Source organism: Micromonospora globbae (assembly GCF_003610785.1).
Classification (GTDB): Bacteria; Actinomycetota; Actinomycetes; order Mycobacteriales; family Micromonosporaceae; genus Micromonospora; species Micromonospora globbae.
Genome location: NZ_RAQQ01000018.1, coordinates 1 through 17423 on the forward strand (window position 1 = coordinate 1; position 17423 = coordinate 17423).

The following is a 17423-nucleotide window of genomic DNA, read 5'->3' on the forward strand; positions in this document are numbered from 1 at the left end:
TGATCGTCCGCCCTGAACCCCACAGATGCTCCAACACCTGCCGATGCCCGAACGTCAACACACCCGGCCTCGCCACCAGCACCCCCAACCCAACCAAGATCAGTTGCACTGAAGCCTAGAAACCACCTCTCCCGATCGCCCGCCAACCTCATGATCAACCCATGTTCCGGGGGGGACGGCGGGGGGACGGGCGCGGGGGGCGCGGACGGGAGGGGGGCGGGGCGGGTCAGCGGACTTTTACTCGTACCTCGTGCCAGCCGGTGGCGCCGTCGGGGACCACGTCCTGCCGCCACTCGGTCTGCGTGTCGCCGGTGGCGTCGGTGGCCCGCACCTGGAGCCGGTGCTCCCCCGGCGTGGCCTCCCAGCGCCACGACCACTGCACCCAGGTGTCCACCGACACCGCGGGGGCCAGTTCCGCCTCCCGCCAGGGTCCGTCGTCGACGCGTACCTCGACGCGGCGGATCCCGCGGTGCTGCGCCCACGCCACCCCGGCCACCGTCACGGGGCCGGCGGTCAACCGGTTGCGCGCCCGGGGCACGTCGATCCGCGACTGGGTCTTGATCGGCCCCTGCGCCGACCACCCCCGCGGCACCCAGTACGCGTCGAAGTCCGCGAAGCTCGTCAACTCCAGCTCGGTCACCCACTTGCAGGCCGACACGTAGCCGTACAGGCCGGGCACCACCATCCGGACCGGGAAGCCGTGCTCGACCGGCAGCGGTTCGCCGTTCATCCCGACCGCGAGCAGCGCGTCCCGCCCGTCGCGCAGCACGGCGGTCGGCGTGCCGCAGGTCCAGCCGTCGACCGACCGCCCGACCACCTGGTCGGCGCCATCCTCCGGCTCGGCCTCGTCCAGCAGGTCGCGGATCGGCACGCCCAGCCACCGGGCGTTGCCGACGAGATCCCCGCCGACCTCGTTCGAGACGCAGGCGAGCGTGATGTACCGCTCGACCATCGGCCGGGCGAGCAGGTCGGCGAAGCTCAGCGTCATGGGGTTGCGGACCCGGCCGTGGATGCGCAGCCGCCAGGTGTCCGGGTCGACCTGCGGCACCACGAGGGCCGTGTCGATCCGGTAGAAGCCGAAGTTCGACGTGACGTAGGGGGCGAGCTGGGTCAGCGACAGGTCGGCCCCGGCCGGCACCGCGGGCGCGGGTGACGCCGGGGCGGGCAGGACCACCGCCTCCCGGGCCGCGGACACCCCGCGCCGGCCCGCCAGCCAACGCCCGCCCACCCCGGCCAGGGCGGCCGTGCCCAGCAGGGCTCCCGCCCCGGTCAGGAAGCGCCGCCGGGACTCCGGGTCGCTGCTCTCCAGCGGCACCCCGGCAGGCGCGGGCCCGCCAGGCGCGGGCCCGGCAGGCGCGGGCCCGGCAGGCGTCACGGGCCGGGCGGTCCTGGCGCCGCTCGGCGATCCTGGCTCGGGTATGTCGGTGGCGTCCTGTCGAGCTGCCCCGGAAATGGGGCGCCCCATTTCTGGGGCAGCTCGACAGGACGCGGAGTCCACCTGCGGCACCCTGGGGGACGGGACGCCAGAGCTGCCCCCCCGGCCCGGCGGCGCCGCCCGACCCGCCCGGCCCGGCGGAGCCGCCCGGCGAGGTCGACACGGCCGAGGAGGCCGGCGAGGTCGACACGGCCGAGGAGGGCGGCGGGGTGGGCGGGGTCCAGGGCCACGGGTCCAGCTCCAGCGGCCCGGCGACGAAGGCCCAGAGCACGACCGCCCCCAGCCCTCCGCCGATCAGGGACGGCAGCGCGTCCGCCACGTCGGCGCCGGCCCGGGTCAGGGCGGCGGCCACCCCGAGCGCTGTGAAACCCGCGATGCCGGCGAGGCCGACCGCGAGCCGGCGTACGGACAGGGCGCCGAGCAGCGCCGCGAAGGCGGCCAGCAGCACGCCGGTGCCGACCAGCAGGGCGGCCTTGTCGTACGTGCCGAAGAGGTCGATGGCGACCTGCTTGAGCGGCTCCGGGACCCGGTCGACGACCACGCCACCGACCGCCACCAGCGGCGCGGACCGGGGGCCGGTCAGGACGGCCACGGCTTCGGCGACGCCGATGGCCACCGCCGCGGCGGTGATCCCGGCCAGGGCGGCGTACCGGCGGGTGGTGGTGCTCATCGGCCCAGTGTTTCCGATCGACCGGGCCGACCGGTAGCGACGTCAGCGTTCGGTAAGCACCGCGGCGACCCGCGTTCCGTGGACACCCGGAAACGCGTCGGGGCACACCGCCTGACGACGGTGTGCCCCGACCGGGCGTACGACGTGGGTCAGAAGCCCGGGCCGTGCTGGTGGCCGTGGCCGTGCGAGTGGCCGTGCCCACCGGCGGCGGCCGGCTCCGGCTCGGACGGCTTCTCCACCACGAGGCTCTCCGTGGTGAGCAGCAGACCGGCGATGGAGGCGGCGTTGGCGACCGCGTTGCGGGTGACCTTCACCGGGTCCAGGATGCCGGCCTTGGCCAGGTCGACGTACTCGCCGGTGGCGGCGTTCAGGCCGGTGCCCCACTCGGCGTCGACGACCTTCTGCACCACCACGTAGCCGTCGTGGCCGGCGTTCTGGGCGATCCAGCGCAGCGGCTCGACCAGCGCCTTGCGCACGATCGAGACGCCGACCTTCTCGTCACCGGTGAAGCCGAGGTCGTCGGCGAGCACGGGCAGGATCTGCGCCAGCGCGGCGCCGCCACCGGGCACCGTGCCCTCCTCGACCGCGGCCTTGGTCGCGGCGATGGCGTCCTCGATGCGGTGCTTGCGCTCCTTCATCTCGACCTCGGTCGCCGCGCCCACCTTGATGACCGCGACACCGCCGGAGAGCTTCGCGAGCCGCTCGGAGAGCTTCTCCCGGTCCCACTCCGAGTCGGACGCCTCGATCTCCTTGCGGATCTGGGCGACCCGGTCGGCGACGTCGGAGGACTTGCCGCCGCCGTCGACGATCGTCGTGGTGTCCTTGTCGACGACGACCCGGCGGGCCGAGCCCAGCACCTCCAGGCCGACCTGGTCGAGCTTGTAGCCCAGCTCGGGAGCGATGAGCTCCGCGCCGGTGAGGATCGCCATGTCCTGCAGCATCGCCTTGCGGCGGTCGCCGAAGCCGGGGGCCTTGACCGCGCAGACCTTCAGGGTCTTGCGCAGCGAGTTGACCACCAGGGTGGCCAGGGCCTGACCCTCGACGTCCTCCGCGATGATGAGCAGCGGCTTGCTGTTCTGCAGGATCTTCTCCAGCAGCGGCAGCAGCTCCTCGATCGCCGAGATCTTCTGCGTGGTGATCAGGATGTACGGGTCCTCCAGGACCGCCTCCTGCGCCTCCGCGTCGGTGACGAAGTTCGGCGAGATGAAGCCCTTGTCGAACTGGAGGCCCTCGGTGACCTCCAGCTCGGTGGCGAGGGTGGAGCCCTCCTCGACGGTGATGACGCCGTCGCGGCCGACCTTCTCCATCGCCTCGGCGATCATGTCGCCGATGGTGGCGTCCTGCGCGGAGACCGTCGCGACGTGCGCGATGGACTCCCGGCCGGCCACCTCGACGGCACGGCCCAGCAGGGCCTCGGAGACCTTGCCGGCCGCCGCGTCGATGCCCCGCTTGAGGCCGGTCGGGTTGGCGCCGGCCGCCACGTTGCGCAGGCCCTCACGGACCATCGCCTGGGCCAGCACGGTGGCGGTGGTGGTCCCGTCGCCGGCGACGTCGTTGGTCTTGGTCGCCACCTCCTTGACCAGCTGCGCGCCGAGGTTCTCGTACGGGTTGGTGAGCTCGATCTCCTTGGCGATGGTCACACCATCGTTGGTGATCGTGGGCGCACCAAACTTCTTGTCCAGGACGACGTTGCGCCCGCGCGGGCCGAGGGTGACCTTCACCGCGTCCGCGAGGGCGTTGACACCGTGCTCGAGCAGGTGTCGGGCGTCGTCCGAGAAGCTCAGGATCTTCGCCATGAATGTCCCTTCAAGCGGCGGTGCCCCGGCCCGGCGAGCCGGACCGGGGCAACGACACTGATCGGTTGCTTACTTCTCGATGACCGCGAGGACGTCGCGGGCGGAGAGCACCAGGTACTCCTCGCCGGCGTACTTGACCTCGGTGCCGCCGTACTTCGAGTAGATGACGGTGTCGCCGACCTTGACGTCAACCGGGATCCGGTTGCCCTTGTCGTCGATCCGGCCCGGGCCGACAGCGAGGACGGTGCCCTCCTGCGGCTTCTCCTTGGCGGTGTCGGGGATCACGATGCCCGACGCCGTGGTGGTCTCAGCCTCGTTCGCCTGGACCAGGATCCGGTCCTCGAGCGGCTTGATCGCAACCTTGGTCGCGGTAGTCACGGGCATACCCTCCTGGGGTACTGGTTTCTGTGCCGGCCGGCAGGGCCGACCAGCGTCAATCTGCCACATGCCACCGGGCGGGGCCGTCGTCGCGGGTGCCGGTCCGCCTGGCGTTCAGCGCCCGGGTCAGCGGACCCGGAAGCTGGCACCCTCGGGTTGAGAGTGCTAATCGCAGGTTATGCCGTGGCTAGCACTCCGTCAAGGAGAGTGCCAACGCGCCGGGCCCTCGTGTCGCCACAGTTCCGCCACACGTCACCGCGACACGCCGGGGACCCGTCGCCACACCGTGACGCACCGCCTACGTTCCGGCCCCGTACCGCCGCGCGAAGGGGTTGGAGTGAGCCAGATACCGACAGTGACGTTCCTGCGGAGCCAGCTCCGCCGTGCCCGCCAGGGGCGCGGCCTCAGCCAGGAGGAACTGGGCAGGCTGATCAACTACTCGTCGTCGCAGGTGAGCGCGATCGAGACGGGCGACCGCCCGGTCAACCCGGACTACCTGGCCCGGGTCGACGCCGCGCTGGACACCGGCGGTCTCTTCGTCGCCATGCTGGAGCTGATCCGCTTCCACGCCGCGCCGGACTGGTTCCGCCCGTGGGAGGAGATCGAGCGGGAGGCCACCGCGCTGCGCTGGTACGAGGCCAACGCCGTCCCCGGGCTGCTCCAGACCGAGGGGTACGCCCGGGCGATGCTGGGCGTGGGCGGGGAGCTGACCGCCGAGGAGATCGAGGCGCGGGTGGTCGCCCGGCTGGCTCGGCAGTCCCTGCTCACCGGCGATCCGCGACCGCAGCTCGTCGCCGTGCTGGAGGAGCAGGCGCTGCGCCGGCAGGTCGGTGACCGGAGCGTCATGCGCGACCAGATGGCGCACCTGCTGGCCGTCGGCGCCGAGCCGAACGTGCACGTCCGGGTCGTGCCGGCCGCTTCCCCCTGGCACACCGGGCTCGGCGGATCCTTCATCCTGGCCCGGCTCGACGGCGGCGCGGAGCTGGCGTACCTCGACAACCAGCTCCGGGGCCAGACGGTGGACGCCCCTAACGACGTTGCCGCCCTGGGGCGGCGCTGGGAGAGTGTGACGGGTGAGGCGCTGCCACGCAGGCAGTCCGCCCGGCTCATCGAGGAAGTGGCGAAGACATGGACCTGAGCCGCGCCACCTGGCGCAAGTCCTCTCGCAGCACCAACAACGGCGGCGCCTGCGTCGAGGTCGCCGACAACCTGCCCGGCGTGGTCGCCGTCCGCGACAGCAAGGACCGGACCGGCCCGGTCCTCACCTTCACCCCGGCGAGCTGGCGGGCCTTCGTCGCCGCCACCCCCGGCCGACGCTGACCCCGCCCGGGCCGGCCCGGAGAATGGGCGGGTGGACCTCGACCAGCTCGCCGCCCTGCGTACGCCCGAGGGGGTGAACGCGCTCGACGCGGCGGCCCGGGTGGCCGACGGCGACCCGCTGGCCGCGGCGTCCGCCCTGCGCGCCGCCGGGGTGCCGGCCGCGCTCGCGGCGGCGGCGCTGACCCAGGTCGAGCTGCGTCGCCGGGCGGCGGCCAAGTTCGGGCCCGCCGCCGCCGGGATGTTCCTCACCCGCGCCGGCCTCGAACAGGCGACCCGCGGCGTGGTCGCCGCCCGGCGCGCCGAGCGGCTGCGGGCCGCCGGGGTGCGGACCCTGGCCGACCTGGGCTGCGGGCTGGGCGCCGACGCGCTCGCCGCGGCCCGCGCCGGCATCCGGGTGTACGGGGTGGAGGCCGACCCGCTGACCGCCGCCATGGCCGCGGCGAACGCCGAGGCGGCGGGGCTGGCCGACCTGTTCACGGTGGAGTGTGGCGACGCGACCGCCTTCGACGTCGACCGCGTGGACGCCGTCTTCTGCGACCCGGCCCGGCGGGCCACCGGCACCGGGCGCCGGATCTTCGACCCGTCCGCCTACTCCCCGCCCTGGGACTTCGTGACGGGGCTCGCCGAGCGGGTGCCGCGGACGGTGGTGAAGGTGGCCCCCGGGATCGACCACGGGCTGATCCCGGCCGGCGCCGAGGCCGAGTGGGTCAGCGTCGACGGCGACCTCGTCGAGGCGACCCTCTGGTGCGGACGGCTCGCCGAGGTCCCCCGCCGGGCCACCCGGACGAGCGCGGACGGGGAGCGTCGCCACCAGCTCACCGGCGCGGGCGACCGGGAGGCGGCCGTCGGGCCGGTGCGCCGCTACCTGTACGACCCCGATCCGGCGGTGGTCCGCGCGCACCTCGTGGCCGAACTCGCCGACGACCTGGGCGCCACCCTCGCCGACCCGGACATCGCCTACCTGTACGCCGACACCCCGGTCGAGAGCCCGTACGCCCGGCGCCTGGAGGTCACCGACGTGCTCCCGTTCTCGCTGAAGCGGCTGCGCGCGCTGCTGCGGGAGCGGGGCGTGGGCCGGGTCGAGATCCTCAAGCGCGGCTCGGCGCTCACCCCCGAGCAGCTCCGGCGGGATCTGCGGTTGGCCGGCGACACGGCAGCCAGCCTCGTGCTCACGCGCGTGGCGGGGGCACCCACCGTGCTCGTGTGCCGGGCGGGTTAGGTTGTCGGGCGTGGCGGGACAGGGAACGCCGGCGACGGCACTGCTGACGAAGCGGAAGATCGCGCACAGCACCCACCCGTACGACGTGAGCCCCGACGCCCCGAACTACGGCGCGCTGGTGGCGGCGGCGCTCGGCGTACCGCCGGAGCGGGTGTTCAAGTCGCTGGTCACCGAGGTCGACGGCACGCTCACGGTGGCGGTGGTGCCGGTCACCGGCGAGCTGGACCTGAAGGCGCTCGCCGCGGCCGTCGGCGGCAAGCGGGCGGCGCTCGCCGACCGGGCCGTCGCCGAGCGGGCCACCGGGTACGTCCGGGGCGGGATCAGCCCTCTCGGCCAGCGCAAGCGCCTGCCCACGGTGCTCGACGCGTCCGCGCTGGAGTTCCCGACGATCTACGTCTCGGCCGGCCGCCGGGGGCTGCAGCTCCAGCTCGCCCCGGCCGACCTCGTGGCGCTCACCGACGCGCGTACCGCACCGATCGCCGCCCGCTGACCCGCTGCCGGCCCGGGCGCGGGGAAGCGCTCCCACGCCAGCCGCCGTCGAGGTCCGGCGCGTTGCTGAATTGTTACTGCCACCCACGAACTCGGCCCCTCCGCGCCCTTGTGTCGGGACTCACAGGCGAATACGTTGCCGGGCACAACAAAAGTACCGACACCGTCCCCCACCCCGAAAGGACCCTGCACATGCGTAAGGGGCTCCTCACCTTCGCCACCGTGGGCCTGCTGGCGACGGGCAGCATGGCCGCCTGTGGCGACAACTCCGGCGGGAACGACCAGGCCGGCTCCGAGCAGACGCCGAAGATCGGCGTGATCCTCCCCGACAGCAAGTCCTCGGCCCGCTGGGAGGGCGCCGACCGCAAGTTCCTCGAGGAGGCCTTCAAGGCCGCCGGCGTCCAGTACGACATCCAGAACGCGCAGAACGACAAGACGCAGTTCCAGACGATCGCCGACCAGATGATCACCAGCGGCGTCACCGTGCTGATGATCGTCAACCTCGACTCCGGCACCGGCAAGGCCGTGCTCGACAAGGCGAAGTCCCAGGGTGTCGCCACCATCGACTACGACCGGCTCACCCTCGGCGGCTCCGCCGAGTACTACGTGAGCTTCGACAACGAGGCCGTCGGCAAGCTCCAGGGCGAGGGCCTCGTCAAGTGCCTCACCGACAAGGGCGTGAAGAACCCGTCGATCGCCTACCTCAACGGCTCGCCCACCGACAACAACGCGACCCTGTTCAAGAACGGGTACGACTCGGTGCTCAAGCCGAAGTTCGACGCCAAGGAGTACACGAAGGTCGCCGACGACTCCGTGCCGGACTGGGACAACGCCCAGGCCGCCACGATCTTCGAGCAGCAGCTCACCAAGACCGGCGGCAAGATCGACGGTGTGCTGGCCGCGAACGACGGCCTGGGCAACGCCGCCATCTCCATCCTGAAGAAGAACAAGCTCAACGGCAGGGTCCCGGTCACCGGCCAGGACGCCACCCCGGAGGGCCTGCAGAACATCCTCGCCGGCGACCAGTGCATGACCGTCTACAAGGCGGTCCGCGAGGAGGCGAAGGCCGCCTCCGACCTGGCGATCGCGCTGGCCAAGGGTCAGCGGAAGGAGACCGGCCAGACGGTCAAGGACCCGGAGGGCGGCCGGGACGTCCCGGCCGTGCTGCTGACCCCGAAGGCGATCTACAAGGAGAACGTCAAGGACGTCATCGCCGACGGGTACGTCACGAAGGAAGAGGTCTGCACCGAGGCGTACGCCAAGCTGTGCACCGAGGCCGGCATCAGCTGACCGACGCCGCATCCGCCGAGGACAGCCGCCGCCCGGCACGGGAGCCGTCTCCCGTGCCGGGCGGCACACGCCGGACGGGCTCGGAACGCCTGCCCGCCATCCAAAGGAGACACCCCGTGTCCGCAACACCCCTGCTGGAGCTGCGCGGGATCGACAAGAGCTTCGGTCCCGTCCAGGTCCTGCGCGACGTCGCCTTCGCGGCCCACGCCGGCGAGGTGACCGCGCTCGTCGGCGACAACGGCGCCGGCAAGTCGACCCTCGTCAAGTGCATCAGCGGCATCTACCCGACCGACGCGGGCGAGTTCCTCTTCGACGGCCGCCCGGTGACCATCCACAGTCCCCGCGACGCCGCGGCCCTCGGCATCGAGGTCGTCTACCAGGACCTCGCGCTCTGCGACAACCTCGACATCGTGCAAAACATGTTCCTCGGCCGGGAGAAGCGCAACGGGCTCGTCCTCGACGAGCCCACCATGGAGCAGATGGCCGCGGAGACGCTGGCCGGCCTCTCCGTACGCACCGTGAAGTCGTTGCGCCAGCACGTCTCCAGCCTCTCCGGCGGCCAGCGGCAGACGGTGGCGATCGCCAAGGCGGTGCTCTGGAACAGCCGGCTCGTCATCCTGGACGAACCGACCGCCGCGCTCGGCGTCGCGCAGACCGCGCAGGTCCTCGAACTCGTCCGCCGGCTCGCCGACAACGGCCTCGCCGTGGTGCTGATCTCGCACAACATGAACGACGTCTTCGCCGTCTCCGACCGGATCGCCGCCCTGTACCTCGGCCAGATGGTCGCCCAGGTGAAGACCACCGACATCACCCACGCCCAGGTGGTCGAGTTGATCACCGCCGGTCGTTCCGGCAGCCTCGGACTCAGCGCCGAGCCGGGCACGGGCGCCAACGGCAACGGCGGCGGCACGCTGCCGGCCGACTCGACCACGGGAGGTGCCCGATGACCATGACCGTCGTGCAGGAGGAGGGCCCGGCGTCGGTCACACCGGCGCCGACCGTCGCCAGCCACGCGCGCAACTACTGGAGCCGCGTACGCGGCGGCGACATCGGCGCGCTGCCCGCCGTCCTCGGGCTGATCGTGCTGTGCACGGTCTTCTCGATCGCACGGCCGTCGTTCCTCACCGCCGGCAACTTCGCCAACCTGTTCACCCAGGGCGCGGCGGTCACCCTCATCGCGATGGGCCTGGTCTTCGTCCTGCTGCTCGGCGAGATCGACCTCTCGGCGGGCTTCGCCAGCGGCGTCTGCGCGGCCGTGCTGGCGAACGTGGTGACGGTGCTCGGCTACCCCTGGTACGTCGCGGTGCTCGCCGCGATCGCCACCGGCGTGGTGATCGGCACGACGATCGGCATCCTGGTCGCCAAGGTCGGCATCCCGTCCTTCGTGGTCACCCTCGCCGGCTTCCTCGCCTTCCAGGGCATCGCGCTGATGCTCATGGAAGAGGGCAGCAACATCGCCATCCGCGACGAGGTGCTGCTGGCCATCGCCAACCGCAACCTGCCCCCGCTGGTCGGCTGGCTGCTCGCGCTCGTGACCGTGGCCGGGTACGGGGCGACGCAGCTCCTGCGGCACCGCAAGCGCGCCTCGCGGGGACTCGTCACCGACCCGATCGCGGTGGTCTTCGCGCGGATCGGCGGCCTGGCCCTGGTCCTCGGCGTGGCGGTGTTCATCCTCAACCTCGAACGCAGCCGCAACGTCCTGATCACCTCCCTCAAGGGCGTGCCGATCGTGGTGCCCGTCATCGCCGTGCTGCTGATCCTCTGGACCTTCGTCCTCCAGCGCACCAGCTACGGCCGGCACGTCTACGCCGTCGGCGGCAACCGGGAGGCAGCCCGCCGGGCCGGCATCAACGTGGACCGGATCCGCATCTCGGTCTTCGTGATCTGCTCCTCGATGGCGGCGGTCGGCGGCATCGTGGCCGCCAGCCGGGCCAACTCGGTCGACCCGAACACCGGCGGCAGCAGCGTCCTGCTCTACGCCGTCGGCGCGGCGGTCATCGGCGGCACCAGCCTCTTCGGCGGCAAGGGCCGCGTCCTCGACGCGGTGCTCGGCGGCGCGGTGATCGCCGTCATCGACAACGGCATGGGCCTCATGGAGTACAGCTCGGGAGTCAAGTACGTGCTCACGGGCGTCGTGCTGGCGCTGGCCGCGACCGTCGACGCCTTCTCGCGCCGCCGGTCAACGGCAATCGGCACCCGCTGACCACACCCCCGGGTTCCGGTCGACGGCGACCGGCACCCTGACCCACGCCCCCGGAGTACCACATGCGCCCAGGACCGAGCCAGGACGAGATCCGTCGGCAGAACCTCGGTGCCCTGCTGCGCCATGTGCACGTGCACGGCGCCACCTCACGCGCCGAGCTGACCACCGCCCTGGGGCTGAACCGCAGCACCATCGGCGCGTTGACGGCCGACCTCGTCAGCGCCGGCCTGGTCAGCGAGGGGACGCCGAAGGAGACCGGCCGGGCCGGACGACCGTCGCTGGTCGTCCGGCCCGAGTCGACCCGCATCTACGCGTACGCGTACAGCATCGAGGTCGACCGGCTGCGGGCCGCGCGGGTCGGTCTGGGCGGCGCGGTGCTCGACCGCCGGGAGATGGCCCGGCCCCGCGGCCTCACGGCGACGGAGGCCGCGCCGCTGCTGGCCGGCGCCGCCAAGGAGATGCAGCAGGCGGTGCCGCCCGGCGCCGTCTGCGTCGGCACCGGAGTGGCGGTCTGCGGCATGGTCCGCCGCGACGACGGCCTGGTCCGGCTCGGCCCCACGACCGGCTGGGTGGACGAACCGATCGGCCCGGCGCTCGGCGCCGAACTGGGCCTCGACGCGCCGATCACCGTGGGCAACGTGGCCGACGTGGCCGCCTTCGCGGAGCACGCCCGGGGTGTGGCGGCCGGCTGCGACAACGTCGTCTACCTCTACGGCGACGTTGGCGTCGGCGCCGGCATCATCGCCGGCGGGCGGCGGCTCACCGGGCACGGCGGGTACGGCGGCGAGGTCGGGCACATGAAGGTCGTCCGGGACGGCCAACCCTGCGAGTGCGGTGCGCGGGGCTGCTGGGAGACCGAGATCGGTGAACACGGCCTGCTGCGCAACGCCGGCCGCTGCGACGCACGGGGGCGGGAGGCGCTGCTGGCCGTCTTCGACGCCGCGAACCGGGGCGACGCGCGGGCGAACGCCGCCGTGCGCCAGGCCGGCGACTGGCTCGGCTTCGGCGTGGCGAACCTCGTCAACATCTTCAACCCGGAGATGGTCATCTTCGGCGGCACCATGCGCGACCTGTACCTGGCCGCCGCCGCCCAGATCCGCAGCCGGCTCAACGCCAACGCGCTGCCGGCCTGCCTGGAGCACGTCCGCCTGCGCACCCCGAAGCTCGGCGACGACGCCGCCCTGATCGGCGCCGCCGAACTGGCCTTCGAGCGGCTGCTGGCCGATCCGCTCGACGTCGGCTGAGCGGCCCGGTCGCTACGGTCACCGGTCCTCGTCGGCGGAGGCGCGGTCGGCGGAGGCGCGGTCGGCGGGTGCGCCGTCGGCGGAGGCGCGGTCGGCGGAGGCGCGGTCGGCGGAGGCGCCGTCGGCGGCGCCGACGAACGGCATCAGTTGCGCCTGCAGCACCACCGGCGCGGCCTCGGGCGGGGCGTCCACCTCGGGGCGGTCCAGCCGGTACTCGCCGACCAGGGCGATCAACCGGTCGTGCAACTCGGCCGCCTCGGCCGGCGTGAGCCGCAGCCGCCAGTCACTGATCGTCGGGACGGCCGACCAGTCAGCGGGCAGGGCGGGCAGTTCGCCGATCCACCGGTCGACGCGGTCGGCGTACATCGCGGCGACGGCACGCAGGTAGCCCTCCGCCTCCGCCGGCGCGGCGGGCCCGGCCACGCTGTCGACGACGGTCCCCCGGTGTGCGGCCCGCCACCAGCGCTCCCGCCCGACCGCCCGGTCCGGCTCCTCGACCACGAACCCGTAACGGGCCAGTTGCCGCAGGTGGTAGCTGGTCGCGCCGGAGGACAGACCGAGCCGTGCCGCGAGCCCGGTGGCGGTGGCCGGGCCGTGCTCGCGGAGCAGGTCGAGCAGGCGTACGCGCAGCGGGTGGGCCAGACCGCGCAGTGCCGTGGGATCGGGGCGGGCGACGTCGACCATGGGCGCAAAGATATCTTTGCAAAGGGGCCTTCGCAATACGTCTTGCACAGTCGGCGGTGAACTGATCGGACGGTACGCCCGTACCAGTGGGCGGACGGGCGGCCGACGGGGCGGCCGTCCGCCCACACGCGCTCAGCTCACACGCGCTCAGCCCACGCGTCCAGCCCGCACGAGGAGGCACCGCAGACATGGCACCCCTCAGATCCGCCCGTCGCCGCTCGGCACACCGCCTGCGCCGCGCGGCGGTGCTGCTCATCGCGATCGTGGCCGGAACCGGCGTGCTGCCGGGCGTGGCCGTCGCCGCGCCCGCCGGCGGACAACAGCTCAACGCCGCCGACATGACCCTGCTCAACGGGGTGCGGCTGGCGGGCCTGTGGGAGATGCCGGCCGGGCAGATGGCCGCCGAGAAGGGCCAGTCCGCCAAGGTACGGGAGATCGGCGCCGGGATCGCCAGCGAACACCAGGAACTCGACCAACTCGTCGTGGACGCCGCCAACAAGCTGCGTACCAGCATCCCCAGCGAGCCCACCGACGAGCAGAAGGGCTGGCTCAAGGAGATGCAGAACGCCTCCGGAGCCCGGTTCGACCAGATCTTCGTGACCCGGCTGCGGGTCGCGCACGGCAAGATCTTCCCGGTGATCGCCGCCGTACGGGCCAGCACCCGCGACGCCACCGTCCGCAAGCTCTGCGACGACGCCAACCGGTTCGTGCTGCACCACATGCAGATGCTGGAGAGCACCAACCTTGTCCGCTGGCCCGAACTGCCACCGGCGGCGCTCCCCGCACCCGGCGACGACGGGCTGCTTGCCGCCGCCGCCGCGAACACCGGCCCGGGAGTCGGAGTGAGCAGCACCGTCGTCTGGCTGGTCTTCCTCGCAGCCCTGGGCACCGGCGGCCTGGCCACCTACCGCCTCTTCCGCCGCACCTGACCCGCCCCCCTCCCGGGCGAGCCCCGGTGATCATGAAGTTATTGCCGTCCGCCCCGGCGTGTCGTGGCAATAACTTCATGATCACCGGGGACAGGGGGACGGGGCGGGCCGGGGTGGGGTGGGGTGGGGGGGGGGGGGGGGGGGTGGGGTGAGGGTTAGGGGGTGCCGTGCCACGAGTGCCAGAGGGCGGCGTACGAGCCTCCGGCCGCGACCAGTTCGTCGTGCGAGCCCAGCTCGGTGATCCGGCCGTCCTCCACCACGGCCACCCGGTCCGCGTCGTGGGCGGAGAAGAGGCGGTGCGCGATGGCGATCACCGTCCGTCCCCTGAGGACGGCGGCCAGCGACCGCTCCAGCTCCCGCGCAGCGCGCGGGTCGATGAGCGAGGTCGCCTCGTCCAGCACGAGGGTGTGCGGGTCGGCCAGCACCAAGCGGGCGAGCGCGAGCTGCTGGGCCTGCGCCGGGGAGAGCGGATGCCCGCCCGAGCCGACCATCGTGTCCAGCCCGTCCGGCAGCGCCTCGGCCCAGTCCAGGGCGGCCACGGCCGCCAGCGCCGCCCGTACGTCGGCGTCCGTCGCGGACGGCTTCACCATCGCCACGTTCTCGCGGAGCGTACCGATGAAGACGTGGTGCTCCTGGGTGACCAGCGCGACGTGCGAACGCAGCTCGGCCAGCGGCAGGGTGTCCAACCGGCGTCCGGCCACGGTGACCGAACCGCCCTGCGGCGCGTGCACCCCGGCGAGCAGCCGGCCGAGGGTCGACTTGCCGGCGCCGGAGGGCCCCACGACGGCGAGCTTCTCCCCCGGTTCCGGGATCAGGGTCACCTCGTGCAGCACGTCCCGGCCGGTGCGGTACGCGTACCGCACGTCCCGGGCGACGAGCCGCCGGTCCCCGTCGGGATCGTCCGCCCCGACAGGCCGCGCCGCACCGAGCGCGGCACCGGCGCCACCCGCACCGCCCACACCGAGCGCGGCACCGGCGCCACCCGCGCCGCCCACACCGAGCGCGGCACCCGCGGCATCCGCAGCGCCCGCGGCACCCCCGGCCCGCGACCGCTCGTCCGGTTCGGCCACGCCGAGCAGGCGGGCCATCGAGGCGCCGCCGACCTGCACCTCGTCCAGCCACGACAGCAGCCGGTCCACCGGGTCGACGAGCTGCTGCACGTAGAGCGTGGCGGCGGTGACCTGACCCAGGCTCACCCACCCCTTGAGGTGGAACCAGCCGCCGATGACGAGGGTTGCCACCACCGGCACGACGTAGCCGATCTCGGCCACCGGGAAGAACACCGTGCGGAGGAACAGGGTGTACCGCTCGGCCGCGTACGACCGCCTGATGTCCGCGTTGGTGCGGGCCCGCCGGCGGGCCTGCTGGCGCAGCGCCTCAGTGGTCCGCGACCCCTCGACCGTCTCGCTGATCCCGTCGGTGATGTCCGAGTAGGCGGCGTTCTCCCGCAGGTAGCCGGCGGGTGCCCGGCGCAGGTACCAGCGGGTGCCCGCCCACAGCACGGGCACCGCGATGAGGCAGGGCAGCGCCAGCAGCGGCCCGACCAGCAGCAGCGCGCCGATGATGAACCCGGCGGTCACGATGGCGACGAGCGTCTCGGGTACGGCGAGACGGACGGTCCGGGACAGCGCGGAGACGTCCCGGGAGGTGCGGGTGAGCAGGTCACCCGTGCCGGCGCGCTCCACGGTGGCCAGCGGCAGGGCCAGCACCCGGTCCACGAACTCCTCGCGGAGCTGGGCCAGCACCCGCTCGCCGAGCCGCGCCGAGGCGAGGTGGGCGAAGCGCGTCAGCACCGCCTGCACCACCACGAACCCGGCGATCAGCAGGGCGATCCGGTCCACCGTCATCCGCGACGTGCCCCGGGAGATCGCCTCGACGAGGTCGCCGAGGAGCCGCGGGGCCACCAGGCCGGCGGCGGCGGCCAGCGCGTGCAGGCCGAGCGCCGCCCCCAGGGCTCGCGGGTGCCGGCGGACGAGCGTACGGGCGTAGCGGCGCACCTGGGCCGCGTCGGCGACGGGCAGCGTCGTGGACATCAGTCCTCCCCCCGGCTGACCGCGGCCCGGTAGCGCGGCTCCTGGTCGAACAACTCGGCGTGGGTGCCCTCGGCCACCACCTTCCCGTCCTCCACGAAGATCACGTGGTCGGCGTGCCCGAGCAGCAGCGGGCTCGTGGTGCACACCAGGGTGGTGCGGCCGGCCCGGGCGGTGGCGAGCCCCGCGGCGATCCGGGCCTCGGTGTGCGCGTCGACGGCGCTCGTCGGCTCCACGAGCAGCAGGGCCTCCGGGTCGGCGACCAGCGCGCGGGCCAGGCGCAGCCGTTGCTGCTGCCCGCCGGAGAACTCCCGGCCGCGCTCGGCGACCGGGCTGTCGAGCCCGTCCGGCAGCGCCTCCACGATGTCGACGGCGCTCGCCGCCCGCAGGGCCGCGTCGAGCGTCGCGTCGTCGGCCCGGTCGTGCGGGTCCAGCTCCGTGCGCAGCCGGCCCGTGAACAGGTGCGCGTCGTTGTCGGCCACGAGGATCCGCTCCCGCACGGTGGCCAGTGGCAGCTCCCTCAGCGGTACGCCGTGCAGCGTCGCGTCCGAGTCGACGTACCGGCCCAGCCGGTCGACGATCGCGACCGCGTCCTCGGGTGCCGTGGCGGCCAGCGCCGTGAGCCGGCCCGGCGGCACCCGCACGCCCGACTCGACGTCGACGAGTTCGCCGGGATTGTCGGGCACGGTCGCGGGCCGGGCCGGGTCGACGAGGTCGGGGGTGAGCCGCAGCAGCCGCACCACCCGGCGGGCGGCCACGTGGCCCCGGGTCAGCTTGTCCACCGCCTCGGTGAGCTGCCGCAAGGGGCTGACGAGGAACGCCGTGTAGCCGTAGAAGGCGACGAGTTCACCGGGGCTGATCCGCCCGGCCAGCGCGAACCGCGCCCCCAGCCAGGTGACCAGCACCAGGAACGCGCCGGGCAGCAGCACCTGCGCCGCCTCCAGCAGCGACTGGACCCGGGCCACCCGTACGCCGTGCGCGCGCAGCGCCTGCGACTCGGCCCGGTAGCGGGCCGAGAGCACCGGTTCGCCGCCGACGCCGCGCAGCACCCGCAGCCCCGAGACGATGTCCCCGGCCCGGGTGGTCAGCGCGCCTTCCGCGTCGCGGTACGCGTGCTGCTGCCGGTGCAGCGGCCGGATCAGCAAGCCGACCACCGCCATCAGCACCGGTACGCCGAGCACCACGACGAGTCCGAGCGGCACCGAGGCGTCGAGCAGGATCACCGCCACGGTCACGATGGCGACCACGGCTCCGGTGCCCCGGGCCGTGATGTCGATGGCGCTGCCGATCTGGTCGATGTCGGAGGTGCCGACGCTCACCACCTCACCGGTGGCGACCCGGCGGGGCAGGGCCGCGCCGAGCCGGTTGGCGGTCGCCACGGTCAGCTGCACCGTCCGGTACGCGGCGGCCAGCCAGTTGCGCACCGCGAACTGGTGGCGCAGGACGCCGGCGGCGGCCTGGAGCACCCCCAGCCCGAGCAGCACGAGGCCCCAGGTGAGCAGGGCGCCCTCGTCGCGGCGGCTCAGCCCGTCGACCGCCCGGCCGACGGCGGCGGGCATCAGCGCCTGCGCGACCATCCAGACGACGCCGAGCAGGATGCCCGCGCCGAGGAACGTCTTGTGCCGGCCGGCCAGCCAGATCAGGTAGCGGGTCGCCGACCGGTCATCGGGTACGCCGGGGTCACCGGCCGGTGAGAAGCGCATGACCCCTCGACGCTAGGGGGCCGGCGGTCACCC

General features: G+C 73.5%; 14 protein-coding genes and 2 pseudogenes. 9 read left to right on the forward strand and 7 right to left on the reverse strand.

The features are described from left to right. Positions 1-226 precede the first annotated feature (226 nt). The 4 genes and pseudogenes from D7I43_RS22660 to groES form a co-directional block, all read right to left on the reverse strand. Positions 227-1294 (reverse strand): annotated as a pseudogene (locus D7I43_RS22660) (molybdopterin-dependent oxidoreductase); the annotation flags it as partial. A gap of 333 nt (positions 1295-1627) precedes the next feature. Next, a pseudogene (locus tag D7I43_RS22665) lies at positions 1628-2105 on the reverse strand (molybdopterin-binding oxidoreductase); the annotation flags it as partial. Between the two features lie 149 nt (positions 2106-2254). Then, on the reverse strand, positions 2255-3901 hold the full coding sequence (gene groL / locus D7I43_RS22670; RefSeq protein WP_120330580.1) for a chaperonin GroEL: 1647 nt from the start codon (positions 3899-3901) through the stop codon (positions 2255-2257). 69 nt (positions 3902-3970) lie between these two features. Beyond that, entirely contained in the window at positions 3971-4285 is a 315-nt protein-coding gene (gene groES, locus D7I43_RS22675) for a co-chaperone GroES (RefSeq protein ID WP_109802944.1), read from the reverse strand. 331 nt (positions 4286-4616) lie between these two features. Between groES and D7I43_RS22680 the strand changes: the two genes are divergently transcribed. From D7I43_RS22680 to D7I43_RS22715, 8 genes are all read left to right on the forward strand, one after another. Continuing rightward, complete coding sequence (locus D7I43_RS22680; protein WP_240033103.1) at positions 4617-5417, forward strand: helix-turn-helix domain-containing protein; 801 nt, start codon at positions 4617-4619, stop codon at positions 5415-5417. Further along, entirely contained in the window at positions 5408-5599 is a 192-nt protein-coding gene (locus tag D7I43_RS22685; protein WP_120330582.1) for a DUF397 domain-containing protein, read from the forward strand. Before D7I43_RS22680 ends, D7I43_RS22685 begins: the two co-directional genes overlap by 10 nt. Positions 5600-5630: 31 nt before the next feature. Further along, positions 5631-6818 carry a THUMP-like domain-containing protein gene (locus D7I43_RS22690; RefSeq protein ID WP_120330583.1) on the forward strand — a complete coding sequence of 396 codons (1188 nt, stop codon included), beginning with the start codon at positions 5631-5633 and terminating at the stop codon, positions 6816-6818. A gap of 10 nt (positions 6819-6828) precedes the next feature. Then, entirely contained in the window at positions 6829-7308 is a 480-nt protein-coding gene (gene ybaK, locus D7I43_RS22695; RefSeq protein ID WP_120330584.1) for a Cys-tRNA(Pro) deacylase, read from the forward strand. A 191-nt stretch (positions 7309-7499) separates the two neighbouring features. Then, positions 7500-8597 (forward strand): sugar ABC transporter substrate-binding protein, encoded by a 1098-nt coding sequence (locus D7I43_RS22700; RefSeq protein ID WP_120330585.1) that lies wholly within the window; start codon positions 7500-7502, stop codon positions 8595-8597. A gap of 116 nt (positions 8598-8713) precedes the next feature. Then, complete coding sequence (locus D7I43_RS22705; RefSeq protein WP_120330586.1) at positions 8714-9544, forward strand: ATP-binding cassette domain-containing protein; 831 nt, start codon at positions 8714-8716, stop codon at positions 9542-9544. Further along, entirely contained in the window at positions 9541-10800 is a 1260-nt protein-coding gene (locus D7I43_RS22710; RefSeq protein ID WP_120330587.1) for a sugar ABC transporter permease, read from the forward strand. Before D7I43_RS22705 ends, D7I43_RS22710 begins: the two co-directional genes overlap by 4 nt. A gap of 62 nt (positions 10801-10862) precedes the next feature. Beyond that, positions 10863-12044, forward strand: coding sequence for an ROK family transcriptional regulator (locus D7I43_RS22715; protein WP_120330588.1), 1182 nt, complete (start codon positions 10863-10865; stop codon positions 12042-12044). 18 nt (positions 12045-12062) lie between these two features. On the opposite strand, the gene D7I43_RS22720 is transcribed toward D7I43_RS22715, so the two are convergent. Continuing rightward, positions 12063-12728: a winged helix-turn-helix domain-containing protein gene (locus tag D7I43_RS22720; RefSeq protein WP_120330589.1), complete on the reverse strand. Its 666-nt coding sequence runs from the start codon at positions 12726-12728 to the stop codon at positions 12063-12065. Positions 12729-12916: 188 nt separating this feature from the next. Between D7I43_RS22720 and D7I43_RS22725 the strand changes: the two genes are divergently transcribed. Continuing rightward, positions 12917-13657, forward strand: a complete 741-nt coding sequence (locus D7I43_RS22725) for a DUF4142 domain-containing protein (RefSeq protein ID WP_120330590.1) — start codon at positions 12917-12919, stop codon at positions 13655-13657. Between the two features lie 155 nt (positions 13658-13812). Here D7I43_RS22725 and D7I43_RS22730 read toward each other — a convergent pair whose 3' ends face one another. Continuing rightward, entirely contained in the window at positions 13813-15690 is a 1878-nt protein-coding gene (locus D7I43_RS22730) for an ABC transporter ATP-binding protein (RefSeq protein ID WP_120330591.1), read from the reverse strand. Next, on the reverse strand, positions 15690-17390 hold the full coding sequence (locus tag D7I43_RS22735) for an ABC transporter ATP-binding protein (RefSeq protein WP_120330592.1): 1701 nt from the start codon (positions 17388-17390) through the stop codon (positions 15690-15692). Before D7I43_RS22735 ends, D7I43_RS22730 begins: the two co-directional genes overlap by 1 nt. Positions 17391-17423 lie beyond the last annotated feature (33 nt).